16 protein-coding genes are annotated in these 20,650 nt (G+C 43.9%); 3 read left to right on the top strand and 13 right to left on the bottom strand.

All coding sequences use genetic code 11. From position 1 onward, the window contains the following. Nucleotides 1-97: 97 nt before the first annotated feature. The 11 genes from BC643_RS19225 to BC643_RS19175 form a co-directional block, all read right to left on the bottom strand. Nucleotides 98-982 carry a S1 family peptidase gene (locus BC643_RS19225; RefSeq protein ID WP_120274905.1) on the bottom strand — a complete coding sequence of 295 codons (885 nt, stop codon included), beginning with the start codon at nt 980-982 and terminating at the stop codon, nt 98-100. A gap of 4 nt (nt 983-986) precedes the next feature. Then, a complete protein-coding gene (locus BC643_RS19220) occupies nt 987-2,153 on the bottom strand; it encodes a TlpA disulfide reductase family protein (protein WP_120274904.1) in 1,167 nt (388 codons plus the stop codon). A 16-nt stretch (nt 2,154-2,169) separates the two neighbouring features. Further along, nucleotides 2,170-2,688, bottom strand: coding sequence for a TlpA family protein disulfide reductase (locus BC643_RS19215; protein ID WP_170154629.1), 519 nt, complete (start codon nt 2,686-2,688; stop codon nt 2,170-2,172). 7 nt (nt 2,689-2,695) lie between these two features. Continuing rightward, the gene (locus tag BC643_RS19210; protein ID WP_170154628.1) at nt 2,696-4,342 is read right to left on the bottom strand and encodes a PKD-like family lipoprotein; all 1,647 of its coding nucleotides are present in this window, start codon (nt 4,340-4,342) and stop codon (nt 2,696-2,698) included. Between the two features lie 27 nt (nt 4,343-4,369). Further along, the gene (locus BC643_RS19205; RefSeq protein WP_120274901.1) at nt 4,370-5,167 is read right to left on the bottom strand and encodes a DUF4843 domain-containing protein; all 798 of its coding nucleotides are present in this window, start codon (nt 5,165-5,167) and stop codon (nt 4,370-4,372) included. 3 nt (nt 5,168-5,170) lie between these two features. Further along, the gene (locus BC643_RS19200; protein WP_120274900.1) at nt 5,171-6,631 is read right to left on the bottom strand and encodes a RagB/SusD family nutrient uptake outer membrane protein; all 1,461 of its coding nucleotides are present in this window, start codon (nt 6,629-6,631) and stop codon (nt 5,171-5,173) included. Nucleotides 6,632-6,642: 11 nt separating this feature from the next. Then, the gene (locus BC643_RS19195) at nt 6,643-9,942 is read right to left on the bottom strand and encodes a SusC/RagA family TonB-linked outer membrane protein (protein WP_170154627.1); all 3,300 of its coding nucleotides are present in this window, start codon (nt 9,940-9,942) and stop codon (nt 6,643-6,645) included. Nucleotides 9,943-10,107: 165 nt separating this feature from the next. Continuing rightward, nucleotides 10,108-11,292, bottom strand: coding sequence for a FecR family protein (locus tag BC643_RS19190; protein WP_170154626.1), 1,185 nt, complete (start codon nt 11,290-11,292; stop codon nt 10,108-10,110). 172 nt (nt 11,293-11,464) lie between these two features. After that, the gene (locus tag BC643_RS19185) at nt 11,465-12,055 is read right to left on the bottom strand and encodes an RNA polymerase sigma-70 factor (protein WP_170154625.1); all 591 of its coding nucleotides are present in this window, start codon (nt 12,053-12,055) and stop codon (nt 11,465-11,467) included. A 207-nt stretch (nt 12,056-12,262) separates the two neighbouring features. Further along, nucleotides 12,263-13,546 carry an L-cysteine desulfidase family protein gene (locus tag BC643_RS19180; protein ID WP_120274896.1) on the bottom strand — a complete coding sequence of 428 codons (1,284 nt, stop codon included), beginning with the start codon at nt 13,544-13,546 and terminating at the stop codon, nt 12,263-12,265. 175 nt (nt 13,547-13,721) lie between these two features. Continuing rightward, nucleotides 13,722-14,186 (bottom strand): DUF4268 domain-containing protein, encoded by a 465-nt coding sequence (locus BC643_RS19175; protein ID WP_120274895.1) that lies wholly within the window; start codon nt 14,184-14,186, stop codon nt 13,722-13,724. 176 nt (nt 14,187-14,362) lie between these two features. On the opposite strand from BC643_RS19175, the gene BC643_RS23320 reads away from it, so the two are divergent. From BC643_RS23320 to BC643_RS19165, 3 genes are all read left to right on the top strand, one after another. Then, nucleotides 14,363-14,791: a hypothetical protein gene (locus tag BC643_RS23320; protein WP_147377277.1), complete on the top strand. Its 429-nt coding sequence runs from the start codon at nt 14,363-14,365 to the stop codon at nt 14,789-14,791. Between the two features lie 63 nt (nt 14,792-14,854). Then, nucleotides 14,855-15,229 carry a hypothetical protein gene (locus tag BC643_RS19170; RefSeq protein ID WP_120274894.1) on the top strand — a complete coding sequence of 125 codons (375 nt, stop codon included), beginning with the start codon at nt 14,855-14,857 and terminating at the stop codon, nt 15,227-15,229. Nucleotides 15,230-15,293: 64 nt separating this feature from the next. After that, nucleotides 15,294-17,582, top strand: coding sequence for a TonB-dependent receptor domain-containing protein (locus tag BC643_RS19165; RefSeq protein ID WP_120274893.1), 2,289 nt, complete (start codon nt 15,294-15,296; stop codon nt 17,580-17,582). 64 nt (nt 17,583-17,646) lie between these two features. Here BC643_RS19165 and BC643_RS19160 read toward each other — a convergent pair whose 3' ends face one another. Both BC643_RS19160 and eno read right to left on the bottom strand, forming a co-directional pair. After that, a complete protein-coding gene (locus BC643_RS19160; RefSeq protein ID WP_170154624.1) occupies nt 17,647-19,017 on the bottom strand; it encodes a clostripain-related cysteine peptidase in 1,371 nt (456 codons plus the stop codon). Between the two features lie 216 nt (nt 19,018-19,233). Continuing rightward, complete coding sequence (gene eno / locus BC643_RS19155; RefSeq protein ID WP_120274891.1) at nt 19,234-20,535, bottom strand: phosphopyruvate hydratase; 1,302 nt, start codon at nt 20,533-20,535, stop codon at nt 19,234-19,236. Nucleotides 20,536-20,650: the final 115 nt, after the last annotated feature.

Genomic DNA, 20,650 nt, shown 5'->3' with positions numbered 1-20,650 from the left:
TCAAATAACAGCGGGCTCCCATTTACGGGAACCCGCTGATTGCTTAACAATTAAAATTAGACGTCTCTGCCTCGTCAATGAAAAATATTTTGCTTCACTATTCCAGCAATCGCTTTACAGAGCTAATCGGAATAGTCATTCGGATCACCATCTGCAGATCTCGTCCATCGTTATTTTGCGCATAAACGCCATCGGTTGACGAAACAATTGCTACCAGGTTTCCACAATCGTCGAAGATTGGTCCACCACTGGAGCCGATTGCAAACTCTGCGGATATTTCCGTACGGTTCTCCCATGGGTTACCGTCGTATGCAACATTGCGTGCCACAATTCCCTCCGAATAATAATAGGGCACCCCTATTGGGTTTGTCAACGCATTCACGTGCATTCCAACCAACGGGTCTTCACCCAGTTTGAAGGGTTGCAGTTTGTGCTTACCAACATTAACTTTAAATATTGCTAAATCGGCTAACTGATTATAAGCCAATACTTCCTCTATTTCGAAGGTATTCCCATCCAGGTCTGCAATAAACATGAGGCTATCCTGAGGGTGAATACCCTGTTCCTGGTCAATAATCGTCTCCAGTACGTGATAATTAGTCACGCAAAGCCCATCTTCGCGAATGGCCACTGCCGTTGCCCCAATCAGAATAAAATCGTCGTATGCTCCAAAACCACGCTTGTATTTGCAAAACATTAATGACGCCTTTTTTACTGACGGCACCAGATCGAATGCCGGCATCGCCTTTTTTGATGCTTTTGTGTCAACCTTCAGGCCCAAGCCTTTAGAATCCAGAGCCGATGCACTTTTTTCCCGTAAGACTTCAATTGAAGCATAGGCCTTTTCGCGTTGAGCTTCCTTCAGATTTTTCATGATCAGCTCCGGCAATTTCGTGTACTCCACAAAATCGGCCTTTGGCTGTGCATGAGCAACAAACCCGAAGCAAACAGCGAGTACTAATAAACAAATTCTCCTGCTCATACTATTAGTTTAGAATCTCTTTCAATTTGTTCTCCAGGTCTTCTCCGCGAAGATTTTTTGCAATAATCTTTCCTTCTGGATCAATCAGGAAATTGGTCGGTACACTGTTCACTCCGTAGAGCTGCACACCTAAACTTTGCCATCCGGCCAAGTCTGAAATCTGGTTCCATACCAAACCATCTTTTTCAATTGCCTCAGTCCAGCTGTTCAGAGCATTACCTCCGCCATCCAACGAATAACCGAGAATGGTGAAGTTTTTATCTTTATAGCTATTGTAAGCTTGCACCAGGTTTGGGTTTTCGCGACGACATGGACCACACCACGATGCCCAGAAATCCAACAAAACATATTGACCGCGCAATGAGCGCAGACTCAACTTTTCACCATTTGGTTGTTTGGCAGCCAGGTCAGGTGCTTCAGAACCGATATCTGCCGGCTTGGTTTGTTTAAGGATGTTCGAATAGATTATACCTGCTGGTCCTTTCTTTAGTTCTTCTGAAAAGCTATCGAAAACCTCGTTTGCTAAATGACGTTCCTGAACAACATTCACGTTTTGACGTAACCAATCTAAGCTAACATCCGAATTGGGATGGCTCATCGCAAACGCCTTCTCTTCGGCTTTCTTTTCTTCAGACAGCTTATTATAAGCTTCTTGAAGTTCGGCAACTTTTGCGTTGTCGCCTGCCTGCATAGCCGCAGAATAAGGCGCATTCAAAGCATCCATTTTTTTCTCAATCGGTTTTCTCAATGCATTCAGTTCTTGCAGTACTTCATTGTTCCGGGTACCGCTAACCTTTGCGCTGATCAACGAATCTTTTCCGGTAATCAGGGTTGCTCCTTCATCCAAGTAAACCGAAATACCGTCGTCCTGAGAAGGAGGTAAAGTTGGATCGATTTTTTCATGTGCCATTTTCAGGAACCCACGGTTGTTAACCGGAACTTCTCCTTCGAAAACAAATTGGCGGTCAGCATTCAACTGCATCGTGTCCACGTTCATTTTGCCGTTCTCTTGCCAACCAAGCATAACTGTCGCATCATCGTTGACATTTTCCAACTTGATACGAATTGAGTATTTACCGCCATCAGTGGCTGCATTCGACTGAAAAGCCGATACTGAAAGGCCTGCCAAAGCAAGGGCGGCCATACCTTTTCTAAAATTGAATAATTTCATTCTAGCTAATTTTAAATTATATACCCTTTAAGTCTGATAAGAATTCTTTCGTTTTGGGATCGGAAGGACGTGTGATTTTTATTTTTAACACGTTGCCGTCTGGTCCCAGGAGAATACAACGGGGGATCCGATCAATTCCGAATGCTTCTTCAAAGCCCTTGTCTACGACCTTCCATTGAATGCCTTCGATGTGATCGAACTGGATTGAGCCCAACCATCGAAAATCACGGAAGTCGACATTTACACCAACGAAGGCGATGTTCTTTCCTTCAAAATCCTTTTCGAGTTGCTTAAAAAAAGGAATCTCTTTGCGACAAGGGTAACACCAGGAAGCCCACACATCGATGTACACATATTTTCCACGAAAGCTTTCGAAACTTACTTCGGCTCCGGTTGTATCCTTCAAGGCAAAGGCAGGGCAAATATCGCCCGCCTTTAGCACTGTTTTCGTTTGATCGTTTGATTCATTCTGAGCCTTTGCCATGCTAAAAAAAAGACATAGCATGGCCATTAAACCTAAAATTTTCCGTACCATCGTGCTGCTAATTATAAAGATAAAGTTTACCCTCCCAGGAGCCATAAGAGCTACCTGTAGTTGAAACATACATTACTTTGTTTACCTTACCGGTGCCGCTTAAAACCTGATTTTGTTTTGTGACACTGGATAAGCCTTCAAGTTTGTACTGATAAATTTTGTACGTTCCGGTTGACTCCTGATAGGTCGCTACAACAAGCCCTGCAAAATCAGGATCGGTTGACTGGTAAGAGCACTTAATGTATTTCATGAATGTTATCTGCTCATCCGAAGGAATATCGGTAATAAAAGACTCGTTATCCACGTCAGTTGCAATATTGTAGGCTCCGATTCGTCCATTGTTCTCGTAATACATAATTGCCACACTTTTATTCAGCGCATAATGACCAGCGTTTACAAAAGCCTCGTGCTCGCTCGCAGTCATTACCTTTTTATAACTAACCGGACTGTATTCGCCGGGGCGCACCACCGTGTAATTACTATAATCTGTCGGATCAGGATAATAGTAATAAGTACTTTTCACGAACTTGGTAATGTCGAGTCCCAACAGGGTTATTTCGTTGCTTGTCCCGTTTTCCTTAAACAAAGAATAGGCATATACATCTGTACTCCAACCATCGCTGCCGGGGCTAGTCGTGTTCTCCAAATAAACTATTTCACCATTCATATTATTTACCGGGAACTCAACGTCTTTGTTAAACTCGCCAAATTCATCCTTGAAATAGCCGAGCGTGTCGGACGTATTATAGCCGTTTTCGCTAAGGAACAAGAACCGCTTCATTTTGCTATCGTACGCCAAAGTATTTCCGTAGTCAGCGCAGGTGAAAAGCCCGCTGGTCTTGTAATCTCCTTCAACAACGGGGAAGAACGCCGGATTACCGCCATTCATCGAGTAAGCGCCGTTTTCTGTAGAAAGTACCACTTTGGAGCTGTTGCACATGGCACCGTTAATCGCATACTGGCTGCTTGCAGGATCTAAGAAGAACAAATCGTCCAGATTTCCAAGAGCCTCTGTCGTATTCACGTCATAAGACATTGCCCCGTGCTCACTAAACGCAAGCAGTACCGGTGCTGTATTATCGTAATAAACTGACGAACTTGTATTAATCTTAAATGCAGGTGAAAAGACCAAAGCCTTAGGACTTCCAGTCAAACTCTCGCCGGTTCTTCCTGTTACAATATTGTACTCAGGATTGCTTACACCATTGTAAAAGCCGTCCACATCAGTATTCCCATTGGCTGTTTCCTTTAACACATACCAGCCCTGACTGGTTACAGAACGGATATAAAGTGTTTGAACCACATAAGAAGTTGTTACTTCGGTTTGGTTATTGGTCACTTCGTAATTCAACACAAATGTACCTAAGGTGTCCAACACCAGATTCAGGTCCTTCTCAGTCGATAACTCACGAATCTCATCCGCCCCGACAAGCAACCATTTGTAGGAAAGGTCGCTGAAACCGGAATCATCTGAAGAAATCGCGGGTGTTACCACAAACTCTTCATTATAGTAATGCGTCTCGGTTAAATCACCGAAGGAGATTTCCAGCTCGGGAAATTCAGGAACATACTCCTGATCATCGGAACAGGAAAAACTAATGAGTAAGATGCTGCTCAAAAGAGTATACAGCATCGATATCTTTATTTTTGTCATTGTCATGAATCTTAGATTTATCAATCGTTAGTAATACTCAAAGCTCACTACGGTTCCATCAGCCTCTCGCAGCGGGCCGTCAGCTCCCAAAGCTTCATTCTCTTTAATTAAGTCCTGCTTGAACTTATACTTGTAATACGATGTCAGGAAAGAATCGTCGAGCACTGATTGCAGGTCTTCGGAATTCCACTTTAAATCGGAGTGTCTGATCATAAAGTCGAGCTTTACGTCACCATAAGCACCGAAATAATAGTCATCCCAGTTGCTTGGTTTACTTAATCGATCAGTGATATAAATAACGACGCGATTGTCTTCACCGTCGGCAGCCAGAGCATTTTCCGAATTAGCCAGACAAAAAGTTAAGCGGAAAGTTTTTGTCTTCATGGCTTCGTTTCGAAGAATAATAACAGGAATTGTGTCCTGCATCAAACCTGCATGAAAAACCAGATTCTTTTTCATTTCGTCCGAATCAAACGGAAGATAATCTTCTCCGGAAACCGCATTCACCGTATTTTCGTCTACTTGAGAGCTCCACGAGACGGTATCACTATCAAACACATTCAACTCCACAACCAAATTTTCCGTTGGAATCGCGGCAACCGAAACTAAAGGCACATAAACCGTATCGCGGGTGCGGCTCTCATCGTCGTAATAGTAGAAATTTTGATAAAGTCCCTGCACATAAAAGTTTCCGCCATCTTCGGCAAGTGGAAAACTCAAATAAGGTTTTCCTTCATATACAGCTGGATAGTCTTCGCTGCATGCTGTAAACAAGCCTGCCAAGGCAATTACAGCATTTATAAGTATTAAACTAAATTTTTTCATTTTCTATAAATCAGCATTGGTTTCACCTGAAGGTAATTTCACACGATAATCAGCAGTGCTAATGCTAGCACCAGACACAGGGAGCGTCGAACGGTTTTGTCGTTTGCAGGCATAAAATATCTGACCTTCAGCCCAAAGCTCTTTCACATATTGGGCAAACGCAATATCTGCCTGGTTGTCCTCGGTGATGGTTTTGATATCATCGTTTCGTGTGTTAAGCAACTTTTCGTAGTATGTCTGCGCCTCTCCAAGATCAGAATCAGCTTCAACAACAATCAGGTACATTTCGGCTAAACGGATAACCGGAATGCTCTTTTCACCGCTATCTTCTTCGCTCATATTACTGTACTTCTTCGTTACTTTTGCATTGTAAACCATTGCGTTACTGGAGAGTGTGCCCATTAATCCAACGTAGCGAATATCGGTGGTGTAGTTTTCAAATGCTCTGACGGTTCCATCCCAGCTTGTCCCTTCCAAGTAATACGAATCTCCAACAGCTGCCGCATTGTATGAGTTGTAATCCTCATCATCGTACTCGGTTATTTTCACACCAAAAAGGTGTTCTGTAGAAAAAGCATAGTCGCCATCGCCTATATTTGAAGTTGTACCTAACGAAAACTTCGAACTTCCATCTTCGTTTTTAGCGGCGATTACCTCTTTGGCGTAGGTTACTGCCTGATCCTTATTCCCCATCCACTGCTCAACACGGGCTAACAAACCGGTTACGGCATAATAATTCATCCGGTTTTGACGGTAGTACCAGTTTAGATCGTTGTATCCATCAATGCTTCCGGATTCACTAAGCTCATCATTGCTATATTTCAGAATCGGGTCGGACACAGCCAAATCGGCACGGGCATCATTCAGGTCGGCCAACAGCAGCGTGAAATACTCAGGGTAAGTTGAATAACTAAGAGGGTCTTTAGACGCCGTTAATGCGTAAGGCAAAACCAGGTCGCTCATGTCTTCTCCGGGAACCGGGCCGTACAGACGCCACAAGTCGAATTGAATCAGCGCCCTTAAACCTTTAGCTTCTCCTTCAATCAGTGCAAATTCTTCATCCGACAGCACATCGGATGTTTCGAGGTGTTCAATAATCACATTAATATTGACCAGAAGCTCATACATGCTCAGGAAAGCTGATCCCGAGGCATCGTCAAAATTCGTGTCGTCGTAGTCGTGGTTGTAACAACTATTTAGCGACGGGAAAGCTGAATAAGACGGAAATGCATAAATATTGGCCAGCTCGTCGGTTCCGGAACAAAACAAAAAGCTACTTGGAGAATACGAAGTCCTCATCTTTTCATAGACGCCCACCAATGCGGCAACATATCCATCTCTGCTGGACAAAGCTTTATCAACAGAAACCATATCTTTAGGTTCCACTGTCAGGAAATCATCGCAGGACGTGAAACTCACCATCACTGCAAATGCTGTTATTATCAGATTAAATAATTTTCTCATTTTCTTTTTCTTTAAAAAGTAACTGATAAGTTAAATGTGGGTGTCCGTGCATAAGGGTAATCTGTTCCTCTCTGCATCTTAATATTGGACAGGTAAAACACATCCGACATGGCTGCTGAGAAAGTAACCTGCTGGATATTATAGCGACTCAGCAACTTCTCCGGGAAATTGTAGGATATATTAATATTGCTCATCGAGAGCGTTTTTTCCTTGAATACAAAGCGATCGTTTGCTAATGTATTATCACTGCTTGCAATATCTTTAAATCCAGTTACGTCACCTTCGTTTATCCAGCGGGTGCCAAGTACGCGCTTGTCAAGATTATAGCGAACAAAGCTATTTTCAACAGTCAGCAGAGAGCTGTTTAACTTCGAAGCACCATAACGAACATTGAACGTGAAGTCCAGGGTCAATCCTTTATATCTGAACGAAGAACCAAAACGTCCGTTTATTTTAGGCTGAATAAGTCCAACCGGAATCTTACGCAGTCCATCAGTAATATGATCGTACACATAACCTGTTTCTGGGTCTTCGTACAGGACTTTCCCTGTCAACGGATCTACTCCCGGCGATTTCAGAACATACAAAGCATCCAATGATTCTCCTTCCCGATACTGGTAGTAGAAACTGTCACTACTTTGCCATCCTTCATATTTCTCGTTGGCTGTCTTAATTGCTTCAGAAAGTTTCAACAAAATGTTCTTGTTGTGATAGGCTCCCAGGCGGACGTACCAGTTAAAGTCTGATGTTCTCACCAAGTTCATACTCACCATGGCATCAAACCCGGTATTCCGAACTTCACCAAAGTTTTCGGTATAACTGGTAAAACCATTAGAATAAGGCAACGAAGCTTGTGCAATCAGGTTATCCGATGTTTTCCGGTAATAGTTGAAATCAATATCCAGGAAATTATTAAAAGCCGTCAAATCGAGACCAATATTGTGTTGGTACGTTGTCTGCCATTTCAAATCTTCATTTCCCAGAGCCAGCAAGTTGGTTCCAAGTTGTCCGTTGTATTCCGTATCCGTATTATACTGGTACGTTGACAATGCCTGATAAGCCGAAAAGTTCAACGAACCGGTTACACCGTAAGAATAGCGCAATTTAAATCGTTGCAAGACGCGCAAATTCTCTTTAATAAATCCCTCCTGAGCAACATCCCAGGCTGCTCCGACGGAATAAAATGGTGCAAAACGGCTGTTCTTTCCGAAGGACGAAGCGCCATCCAACCTCCATGAAGCATCAACAAAATAACGACTGTTATAATTGTAGTTCCCGGTAGCTGTTACCCCTACACTTCTCGTTGTCGACTCACTGACAGTCGGACTTGTTCCGGAATAAGAACTCCCGTTAGAGATATCATTCAATTTTTCATTGGTAAAACCCTTCACCGAAACATACATTCTTTCAGCTTTACTCTGCATAACCTGGGCATTTGCTCCAAGAAAAACAGCGTGTTTGCCAAAAGCTTTCCCCCAACTCAAGGTTGTAGATAGCTGGTAAGACATTTCTTTTCGGCTAGATTTTGTATAGAAACCTCTCGATAACAAGTCGATGTTATTTTGCAAATAGCCTGATTGCAGCGGAGAAGTAAAGTTATCGCCACCACCTCTCAACTGTGTCACCCCAATAGAAGAATCCCACTTTAAGGTTGGCGTGAAATTAACTGTTGCCGTAGTTTGATTTCGAATCGACGTATAATCCGTTTTCGAAAAGCTAGCCAACGAGGCGTCATACAAAGGGTTATACTTGGTTTGCCCAACCAAATCGGTATAGCTTGTAACCGGAGTGCCATCCTCGTTATAAGGACGCCAGTAAGGGTTCATATAATAGTAATCGTTAAACGAGCCGTATGGGCTGTTTACCCCTTTATTAAAACCTAACTCAAGCAAGTTTGAAAAACTCACTTTCTTATAGATGTACTGAAGGGTCATTCCAACGTTAACATTATCACGTTTTGAGCCCTTCATTGCACCGGTAATTTGGTTGTACGAAGCATTCAAATCATAGCGAAACTGCTCGTCTCCGCCACCAATTCTCAATTTATGGTACTGACCAACTCCAACCTGCGTTGGGATTTTCATCCAATTGGTATTTACGCCTTCTTTTATGGCTTTGTCGTTTTGGTAGTACATGGCCAATAAATCAGCCTGTTCCGAAGGGTCGTCCGAAGAGTACATTCCTGCCAATTGCTCGACATACAATTTCTCTTCGGCATTAAGCAAGTTATACGAAGACAGATCCGGAATCTCAAGATTTAGACCAGCATTATAGGTAACTCTCAGTTTCCCAATCGGTGGATGTGAAGATGTAATAACTACAACGCCGTTGGCTCCACGAGAACCATAAATTGCTGTTGCACTGGCATCTTTCAAAATAGACACCGATTCAACATCCGTTTGGTTCATATCCAACACCCGCTCCATACTGACTTCGAAACCATCGAGTATAAACAAGGGCGTGTTCAACTGGTTTCTGGCATCCAACTGCATATCGTTAATATCAGGAAGCGAAGAAGCTCCACGAATCTGAATGGCCAAATTGGTATTGTTCGGGTCAGATCCCATGTCCGGTTGTTCCTGTACATCAAACGAAGGATCGATGTTTGCCAGGGTCTGTAGCAAGTTTCGGTTCCCCGAACGTTTAATTTCATCCTTGGTGATAATAGTAGCCGCTCCGGTAAAGCTTTCTTTGGGCTTGTTAAAGATCCCGGTTACGAGCACTTCTCCAATTTCAGATTGCTTGGCTTTCATTACCAGCTTACCCATATCCTGAGTTTCTGCATCAACAATGCCCAGGTAAATTTTTTGCTCCTCCATCCCGATGAATGTCAACAGAAGGGTGTACGACCTGTCGTTCGGAACCATTATCTTAAAATTCCCATAATTGTCGGTAGCAACTCCTTGTCGAAGTTCCACGATAACGACATTCACTCCGGGAATCGGGTTCCCGTCTTTGTCAAGTATTTTTCCGCTGACTTCTCTTCGAAGATGTTGTAGCTGATCAGATTCGTTACTTTCGGCTTTCTTTTGAATCAAAATTGTGTTGTGATCAATCAGAAATTCCAAATCCGACTTTTTCAGGGCTTCTTTCAGAATATTCTCTACGGTCTCATTTTGCGCTTTTACAGAAACCGGAACACTCTCCAGATTTTCATCATACAAGAAGCCTAGCGAAGTTTGCTTCTCAATCACCCTGATCAATTCCTTCATATTGGAATTCTCCAGATCGACCGTCATCCGACTCTGCGAGTATAGGCTACTGTGTGCCTGCAACGTGAATACAAATAGAAACACCAATAAATTTCGCATAATCCACAAGGGTTTCCTGTGTTTTCGCAAAAAACCGAAAACACTCGTTAAAAGAGTTTTTTTCATACATTTGTAAGTGAATAGATTTAACAAACAGAATACTTTGGCGAGTATTCAACTTTATTCAATTCGGGAAGTGTTGGCGCATTTCCCGTTTTATTTTTCTCATTTTTTCGGTGAAACTTTTACTTGGTTTCCATCTCGTTCAAATGAAGTTCCGGCAATTTTCGACACCATTCCCATGATTATATCAAAATCGTCCTGTCGGTTAAGTTTTCCGAACAGCCTCTTTTGCCGATCCACTCCAGCGGAAATATGGTAATCAACATCATACCAGCGCGAAAGATTGCGCATTACTTGATCTAAGGTTTGGCCCTCGAAACGGAAATAACCGTCAATCCAGCCTACATAAAGCGTCGTATCCACTGTCTGGCGAAGTAGTTGTGCATCGGAACGCAAATATTCAGCCTGATCACCCGGTTTGAGCGAAACTTCGACTAGAGAACCATTGACTAATTTCGACTCTACATTCACCAATCCCCGGGTCAATGTTGTTTTCACCGCATCCTCATCCCGATAAGCCGACACATTGAAACGTGTCCCCAAAACGCGAACATTTACATCTTCAGTTTCTACAATAAATGGTTTCGTACTTTTGGTGACATCAAAAAAGGCTTCCCCTTTCAAGCTTACTTTACGAACGTCTCCGTTGAAAGCAACCGGGTAATGCAGTTCCGACTCACAATTCAGCCACACCTGTGTTCCATCAGCCAAAGTCAATTTGTACTCTCCTCCCCTTGGCGTGATCAAGGTATTGAAAGCAGTAAGCGTAGTTTCCGCTTCCTTCGGATAACTCAGCCCCTGCAACGAATCATTGACAATATGGATTCCGGCAATGGAATCCGTCAAATCGACGCCGGAAGCCGACAAGTCCAGCTCTGCTCCATTCGTTGTTATCAAAGTCGCTTTGGTTCGAATTGTGGCAATCGGAGTCTGTTCTGCTAATTGCTCATCGTTCGTTTTACTGTTTTGGTAGTACCAATAGGTACCGCCAACTAACATCAACGGCAGCACAATGGCTGCGGCAACCCGGAAGTTGCGATACAGCGTACGCACCTTGTTTCGGTGATTGAGTTTTTGCATAAACCCGACGGTGGTGTCCGGCACCAGATCCAAATCGAGATCCTCGACCTGCTTTTGATGGTAAGCCTGGGCTTGCCGGAAATATTGGCGATTTTTTTCCGACGCACTGAGCCAACGCTCAAACTGCCGTTCTTCCTGTTCGGTGAGCTTGTTATTTAGTTTTCGGGAAATGAGTCCCCATTCGATCGTTTGCTTTACTTTCTTCATTTGAAAAATGCGTTTTAGAAACATTTTGCTCTCAAGACGGGCATTTTTTAAGAAGGTTAACAAGAGAGTGACATTTTTTTTTGAAAAAATTATCTTTTAAAAGGGTGCAATTGCAACAAAAGCACCTTTTTTTTCGCAGGTCCCCCTAAAAAAGAAGGGGTGAAAAAATATTTCAGAATTTTTTGAACCGATGTAGTTTTTCGAAAAGGGAGAATAAAGACAAGCTTTCACGCAATCCACTCAGGTTCTCTTTTAAGTATTTCCGGGCGCGAAACATTTGCACTTTTACCGCGCTGACCGATATATTCAATTCATCCGCGATATCCTGGTATTTCATGTTTTGGAAAACCGCAAGCAGATAGACTTGCTTGCATTGTTCGGGGAGTTGTTCAATGGCATTCTTGATGATTGCGGTGCTTTTCTCGTCCAACTCCAAATCGGTTGAGTCGGATACGGCCTGGGCTTCAAACAATTTCTTTTTGTTTTTGTCTTCTACCTGCAGCGAACGCAAATGATCGAGACAGCGGTTTTTCACCATCTGAAACAAGTAGGATTTAAGAGAGCGTTCGACCGGAATAGTGGGCATTTCCCAAAGCTTTATAAACACCTCCTGAATGATATCTTCTGCCTGCTGTGAATCATAAACATAAGCTTCCGAAAAACGAAACAAAGCCGCATGATACATGGAATACAGGCGGGCAAACGCCTGACTGTCTTTCCTGACAATGCCGTCTAGAAGTATGGATTCGTTTTTTTCACTCATTTCGCTCATCTCTCATTCCCTGCCGTACCTGGTTACGGAATGGCTCGCCGATAATACAAAAAAATTACATAAAAATGAAAAACTGAACAAGGCCCTGCTTTCAATATTCACGCGCAATTAACTCATTCAACGTCTGACGAAGTCTATTAAAACGAAAAGGACCGTCCCCTGAGGAACAGCCCTTTTCAAACCCTAAATTAAATTTATCTATTTCTTCAGCATGATGTTGAGAACCATTTTATCGACCTCACTCATACCTTCAGAACCGATGTCGCTTAAATTGTTGATGGTTTTATCGACATCTTCGTCGGCAATTCCTTCCAACGAACTCACCACTTTGTTATCCATGGCCATCATGGCTGAAAATGTCGCTGAGGAAACCGAGCTCGACACTTTCAGTGCACAGCTTGGTTTGGCGCCATCGCACAACATACCGGCAATGTTGCCGATCATGTTTTTTACCGCGTAAGCTACCTGGTCGCGGTTACCGCCCATCAGGTGCGTGATTCCACAAGCTGCTCCAATACCGGCAACCGTCACACCACACAGGGCCGACAAACGTCCCAAACGGCGTTTGATGTAGATTACCATCAGGTGGCTAAGTGCCAACGCACGAATTAAGTCATCTTCCGGCTTGTTCATCTCTTCGGCAAAAACAACTACCGGGAGCGTGCAGGTAATTCCCTGGTTACCACTACCCGAGTTACTCATTACCGGTACCATCGCACCGGCCATACGCACGTCGCAGGCAGAAGCTGTTACTGCCACCAGGCGGTTGTAAACGCTGTTTCCCATCACATGGCGGAAGGACTCATTCTCAATCACTCGCGCGACCGAATGCCCAAAGGTTCCTTTCTTTGATTCCTCAGCTGCCATCTTATTCAAATGGGCTGCCTCGAGCATAAAGTGAAGTTCATCCAGCGGAGCTTCCATGGCAAAATCGTAAATCTTGTTGAAATTCAATTGTACATCGTTGCTTTCAACCTGTTGAAAATTGCCGTTGGTAAATTCGTCGTGAATGATTTCGCCATTTGACTCAACGTAAACGATGTTATTGTGGCTGCCGCAAATAATAGCTTTCGATTCGCCCTTTTCGCCGTAGCAGCGTGCTTCAATGTATAATTTGTCCGGCGCGTCTTCTTTCAACTCGATCGACGTGCATTTTTCGTCGACCAACTGTTTGGCTTCAGTCAACGCATCCGGATTCATATCCTTCAATACCTCGAGCCCGTATTCCGACTTTCCGATCACCATTCCCAGCGCAATCGCAATGGGTAAGCCGATCATTCCGGTTCCGGGAATACCTACCCCCATGGAATTTTTCAGGATATTACGACTCAGGAATAGTTCGGCACGCAACGGTTTTTCCCCCAATACTTCTTTGGCGCGGGCAACAGTTAAGGCAACAGCAACCGGCTCAGTACAACCAATTGCAGGAACAACTTCTTTCTTAATCAATGCTAAAATCGCATCAATATCTTCTCTATTCATTTCAGGAATTTTGATATCTATTCAGTCAACAATCGCATAGGTAACCGAAACAACGAATCATTACACATACCTTATCGATATTTTGAAAATGATTGTTAACATCGAAAATTGGTCGTCAAAATCATGACTTTTGACAGAAAATCCGGACCATAAATACAAAAATTACAGTAGTTTATCAGCCCAATTCTTCTTGCAGTAAATCCCGGATTTCCATAAAATTTCGTTCCAGGATGAGCATGTTATCAATGAAGAAATTGTAGATGTCGGGCCATTGATTTTGGCGGTGAATATCGAAGCCATCTTTCATCACATAAATGCGGCAAACCTCTTCCCCTCGCTCACGGGTGTAACAAAGCTCCCACACCAAACCATTTTCGAAACCATCTTCCAAAATGACTTTGTACTTCTCCAGTTGCTCAAAAATCTGCAGCCGACGGTCTTCACTTTTGGCGTTCACTTCAATCATCACCCAAGCCTCAAACCGGTCGATGTCGAACTTCAGATCCAGCCCACCAATCTTGGTGTCGTACAAAATCCATTTCTTTTTACGATACTGCAATTCGGGAACAATTTCGCAACGTTTGGCAAAAGTGATCCAGAAATCTTTTCGCAATTTTTTAGCTTCTTCTCGTGTATACATCCGATCAAATAATTCGTCAGCAAAAATAAGCCGATTAGCTCATTTTTGAAACCTTTTATCGATTATACTATTCTGCAGGTTTTATTATGAACTATCTTTCCGTTGGAATTGAGAAAAATAAACAGCGCTTGACCGTCTCCCAGACCTAAAAGTGCCCAAAGTCAACTAATAATCATATGCGTGTCGTAAATTCTGATCACCCCGGGATTTACAGGTATTCTATTGATTGCAAAGAACACCTGTGTTACGTTTACGTTGGAGGACGTATAGACTATCACATTACTGTTTCGCTTATAAAAGCGGTAGCAGAACATCCTGATTTCACCCCCGACATGTGTATCCTTCTCGATTTAACTGAGTTAAATTATCATCCCACTTACCAGGAACTAATGGCAATCCGGGATCATCTCAAATTAATGAAAGATCGTTTTCGGAGTCGAATTGCGGTACACGTTCCCCACGACTTACACGACTTAATTCTGATGATGAGCATGTTCTGCAAAAAGTTCGGTTTAAACATGCGTCCTTTCAGAAACCGGGAAGATTTGCAGGAATGGTTTTCGGAAATAAATTTAAGCCATTGTTCATTTCAACAAATTTCATAAAGCTGATAAACAATTCCCCGATTTTGTTGTCGTATAGACTGACTGAAAATTAAATATCCGACAATGAAACCTTTAATTGCTGTTTTACTGGCTTTTTCTATTGCCTGGCACATCATGGCCGAAGCAGCTGTTTTTATTTCATTTAAGATAAATCAGGATTACATTGAAAAATATCTGTGTGTAAACCGGGACAACCCGGAATCCGAATGTCATGGATGTTGCCAGCTGAAAAAAGAGCTGGAAGAACAAAAAGAAACGACATCGGACATGCCGGACACGCAGCTAAAAAAAGTCGAGATTCAATACTTTCCCACCAGTTCAAGTTATTTCAAATTATTCACTTCCGATTCGGAAGGACACAATCAGCCTTATCAATACGCACATTATTCAACCGCTTTAAAAGACATTTTCCACCCTCCCCGAACAGCACTTCTTTAATGTCATCTTAATCGGAAGGAAATACATCCATTCCTTAATATTTACGAAAGAAGTATCAAAAAACATGAAGAATACACATTCGCCTTTTCAGCGGAAAAGGCAGAAATACGTGCTGCTCACAAGTCTGTTGCTTTTACTATGCAACTGGGCTGGCTGGGCGCAAACGTCATCAATCCGTCTAATCGATCAGGACACGCAGTCGTTAATTCAGAATGCAGGTTTTCAATACGGGCATCAAAGCGGAAATTCAGGTGAAGACGGGACTATTGCAATCGTTCCGGATCAGGAAAGTACATTAATCATCAGTCATCTACAGTACGGCAAGCAGGAATTCAGTGCATTAATTGTGGCACAAGCTGTAAAAGCGGGTTTTCTCGCCATCGAAACTCAAACGCATTTGCTGCAACCTGTTGTTTACATGCAAATACACCAATCGGCCGGCGAAAAGGTGAGCAAGGATTTCCAGTCAGCTGATATCCTGGAACACGACGCCGGGCACTTGCTCGACCAATTTATGGGGATTGCCAGCATTCGCAAAAGCGGGGCTTACGGATTTGATCCGGTAATCCGGGGCTTCAAGTACGACCAGGTAAACCTGGTGATCGACGGCGTGCAAGGCGCAACAGCGGGGTGTCCCAACCGAATGGACCCATCGTCGAGCCAGGTACCGATGAACATGATCAACCAGGCCGAGGTAGTCAAAGGGCCGTACAGCCTGCGTTACGGCAATGCATTTGGCGGCACCGTCAACTTTAAAAGTGCTGGTTTTGAGTTTACCGATAAAAGCAAACTTGGAGCGCGCCTCAGTAGCAGTTACGAAACCAACGGAGCCGTTTCGCGCAACGAAGCGCTGGTGAACTACAGCAACCAACTCACCAACCTCAAACTGTTTGGTTCCTACGCCACCGGCGACGACTACCAAGATGGTGAAGGGTTGACGGTTCCGGCTAATTTCAACCGAAGGAATGTCGGCGGAAAGTTGGGTTTCAAACTTAGCGACAGCCAGCAATTAAGTGCGATGGTTGCCAACAATCACGCCGAAGATGTAGATTTCCCGACACTGCCAATGGATCTTCGAAAAGATGATACCTGGCTGTTTAACCTGGGGCATCAGGCTCAGTTTTCCGGTCACTCGCTGAATAATTGGGAGACACGCCTTTATGCTACAAAAGTGCATCACGTGATGGACAACTACGACAAGGTGATCAGCCCAAGGACTGTTGACGCGATCACTGTAGCGCAAACACGCAATTTTGGCGGACGTACCGAACTGCAATTCAATTTCGCACAATCGTTCTTGTATGCCGGTGCCGACGTACGTGTTGAAAAAGCCGAAGGCGAACGCCAGCGCACCATGCTCATGGGTAGCAATGCCGGTATGACGATGACCGACAATGTTTGGCAGGATGCTCAAATCAGCAAAAGCGGCGTTTTTGCGGAGTATCATCTTCCGGGCGATAGTTACCAACTGGTGTTTTCCGGTCGTTTGGAATTGAATCACGCCGAAGCCAACAACCCGGATTCGAATTTTGCGGACTTGTACGATGGAGATCTGAAGTCAGATTTGGTGAACCCGGCATTCAGCCTGGGAGGTACCAGGCAAATCACCAATCGCTTCTCTGCGGGTCTTTGGTTTGGATTGGCCCAGCGAAGCCCGGGACTGGCAGAGCGTTACATCAATTATTTCCCGATCGGCGTTGATCCCTATGAACTGGTTGGAAACCCGAATCTGAAAGCTGAAACCAACAAACAGATCGACCTGGTTTTATCGTGGAAATCGGAGCAAACCAACATCAACCTGAATGCTTTTTCTGCCTTTATCGGCAACTATATCTCGTCTGAGATTCGCGAAGATTTGAGCCCTCGCATGGCTTCAGCACCCGGTGTTCGGCAGTACATCAACATTGATCAGGCACTGCACAGTGGTTTTGAATTGAATTGGAAACAGCTGTTCGGCCAACACCTGCAACAGCAATCGGAACTAGCCTACACCTACGGCAAAAACAAAGACAGTGGAGAAGCGCTGCCTGAAATTCCGCCGATGGAATTCCGTTACCGCCTCATGGGTACTTTCCTGCAGCAAAGGTTACAAGCCGAAATCAGCTACCGGCATTCTTTCAAACAGGATCGGATTGCAGAGAGCTACGGTGAGAATGAAACGCCGGCTTTTGATGTGGTTGACCTGAAAGCCAGCTATAGGATCACACCGGCCATCAGCTTCCGAACCGGAGTGAACAACCTGTTGGACGAAGCTTACTACGAGCATTTGAGCCGAAACATGAACGGTTCCACTCGCCCGCTGTATTCACCGGGACGAAACTTCTACTTCGCTCTGGCATTCAATTTTCTGTAAATAAAAAAGCAGAAGATCCCAGTGACGGATCTTCTGCTTTTCTTCCCCAAAAGAGTCATATTTATTACCAGCCCGAAACATCCCAGCCGGCTGCCGAGTACCAATCGAAACTTTGATAATACGAATTGAAGTATTCGTAGTAAGCTTCAATCACGCTCGTGTACTGAGGATATTGTAAATAATAAGACCAGTATACAGCATCGAAGAAATTCTCATTGGCAGGAATATAGGTTGACAATCCGGTTGCATCGGCCATGGAAGTCATTCCGCCGTCGCCATCGTTTGCCAACGACGAGTAAGTGTATTCGGTCGTCAGGAATAACGGCACCGCCGCATCGTAATACGTTTTCCAGCTCGTGTAATCATCACCACCTCCGGTTAAGGATGCAATGAAACCATCCAGGTCGTAATAGAAGTTATAGAAATTATCGTCGTAATTATAAACAGAACTTGTTGCGACACTATCTCCGTCGGTGATGTAGCTGTTTAAAATTGATTTTGTTGCTGTTGCCAAAGCATCCAGTGCACTGCAATCAACAACTGAAACAGCAACTCCATAGGTGTAAGATGAACTTCCGGAGGTTCCTCCCGTGTAACGACCATAACCTTCTGTTGTTCCCGAGCTCCGGTTATTCGGACCTCCGGTCGAGCTGGCGTCGTAACTGTAATTTTCAGCGTATTGCGCGTAATAGGCTTGAGCCACCGCTAAAGCAGCATCACTTTCGGTAAACATGGCCGGCACAATGTCGTCGTAGGCACCTCCGTAAGCAGAGACTTCATTGGGTGAAGCCACAATGTAGTTGGCACAATCTTTCAGTTCATAAGCAACCTCCACTCCCTGCATTTCGCAGGCATCAAACAGAATATACTCAAAGTTGGCAATTCCCTTCAGCGCATCCTTCAAATCGGCGATGCTCATTTGGTCACTGTTTTGCGAATTACTGTTGTTTCCTAAATCTTCGCCAAAAGCACGGGTAACCGCTTCTGTTTCGGCAGTGGTTGGTAACCAGCCGTCGCCATGCGACCACAACACCAGGCCATAGCTATCGGCTTCAAACTGTTCCAGCGCATCACTAATAATCGACTTCATGTTGTCAACACTCAGCGAATTCACTTCCGTATAAGTTTCGATGGTGTCGACAACGACCACTCCTTTCTCCTGTGTGATCTGCAAAAGCCGCGGTGTGCTGTAATCGTCGAGGTAAACCAGCAAATTGGAATGTTCCGGATCGTCAACACTCGCATAGCCTTCTTCCATTTCTTCAAGATCCATGACTGCGTATGAGTTCAGGCTGTTATCGGCCACCATGTAGGCCAGCACCGTCCTCGTCGGGGTTGTGTCCTCCACTTCTTCCGACACTTCGTTCTCCTGGCAGGATGCAAAGAGCAAAACAGCAGCGAGCAAGCAAGGCACAATGAAATTAGATTGTTTCATGATATCTGTTTTGAAATTTTCTGTTTCGAACATCGAGCTGTTCGATTTTATCCTTTCAAAACGGCCTTTCTCCCTACCTGTAAATTGTAAATTTTTATTAATCCACCTCTTTTTTACAATCGGAGGATTTTGAACGACTGGCTTTCAAACTCCCAACAAAACAAAAAGCCGCTTTCCTTTCGGAAGCGGCTTTTCAAATTTATCGTGTATTCAGAATTACTTCTTGTATACTTTTTTGTATCCGTAGATAGCTGAAGCACCCAATTGTTCTTCGATACGAAGTAATTGGTTGTATTTAGCCATACGGTCAGAACGGCTCAATGAACCTGTTTTGATTTGACCTGAGTTTGTAGCTACAGCGATGTCAGCGATCGTTGAATCTTCAGTTTCACCTGAACGGTGAGAAGTTACTGAAGTATAACCAGCGCGGTGAGCCATCTCGATAGCGTCCAAAGTTTCAGTCAAAGTACCGATTTGGTTTACTTTGATCAGGATTGAGTTAGCAGCACCCAATTCGATACCGTTTTTCAGGTATTCAACATTAGTTACGAACAAGTCGTCACCAACCAACTGGCACTTGTCACCCAAGATTTTAGTCAAAGCAACCCAACCATCCCAGTCGCCTTCGTCCATACCGTCTTCGATAGAGTCGATCGGGAATTTTTCAACCAATTCTGCCAAGAAAGCAGCTTGTTCTTCAGAAGAACGTTTTGCACCGTTTGGTCCTTCGAATTTGCTGTAGTCGTAGATACCATCAGCATAGAATTCAGAAGCAGCACAGTCCAAAGCGATAGAAACATCACCACCGTCTTCTTTGCGACCTGGTTTGTAACCAGCGTTTTTGATTGCTTCGATGATTGAGTTCAAAGCGTCTTCAGTACCGTCCAATGCAGGAGCGAAACCACCTTCGTCACCTACAGCAGTACTTAAACCGCGTTTGTGCAATACTTTTTTCAAGCTGTGGAATACTTCAGCACCCATACGCAGACCTTCACGGAATGATGGAGCGCCGATTGGGCGAATCATGAATTCCTGGAATGCAATAGGAGCATCAGAGTGAGAACCACCGTTAATGATGTTCATCATAGGAACAGGCAAAGTTTTTGCGTTTGCTCCACCGATGTAACGATATAAAGGCAAACCAAGTGCATTAGCAGCAGCTTTAGCAGCAGCCAATGAAACACCTAACATAGCGTTTGCACCCAATTTAGATTTTGTTTTAGTTCCATCCAGAGCCAACAAAGCGGCATCCAAAGCAACTTGGTTAGAGGCGTCCATACCAATGATTTCTTTCGCAATCACTGTGTTTACGTTCTCAACAGCTTTCAAAACACCTTTTCCAAGGTAACGGCCTTTGTCGCCATCACGCAATTCAAGGGCTTCGTTTTCACCTGTTGATGCACCAGATGGTACAGCTGCTAAACCAATAGCGCCGCATTCCAAAGTGATTTCAACTTCTACAGTTGGATTTCCGCGAGAATCAAGGATTTCTCTACCAACAACGTTACTAATTAACATGATTTATGGTTTTGAATTAAACTTAATATATAACCTTATAAGACTGATTAAAGTCAGCTTTTTTAAAAGCCGCAACAAATATAATAAATCCCCTACATTTTCCTTGAGTCGGTCG

The organism is Mangrovibacterium diazotrophicum (assembly GCF_003610535.1).
Lineage (GTDB): Bacteria > Bacteroidota > Bacteroidia > Bacteroidales > Prolixibacteraceae > Mangrovibacterium > Mangrovibacterium diazotrophicum.
This window is presented reverse-complemented; position numbering and strand designations above follow the sequence as displayed.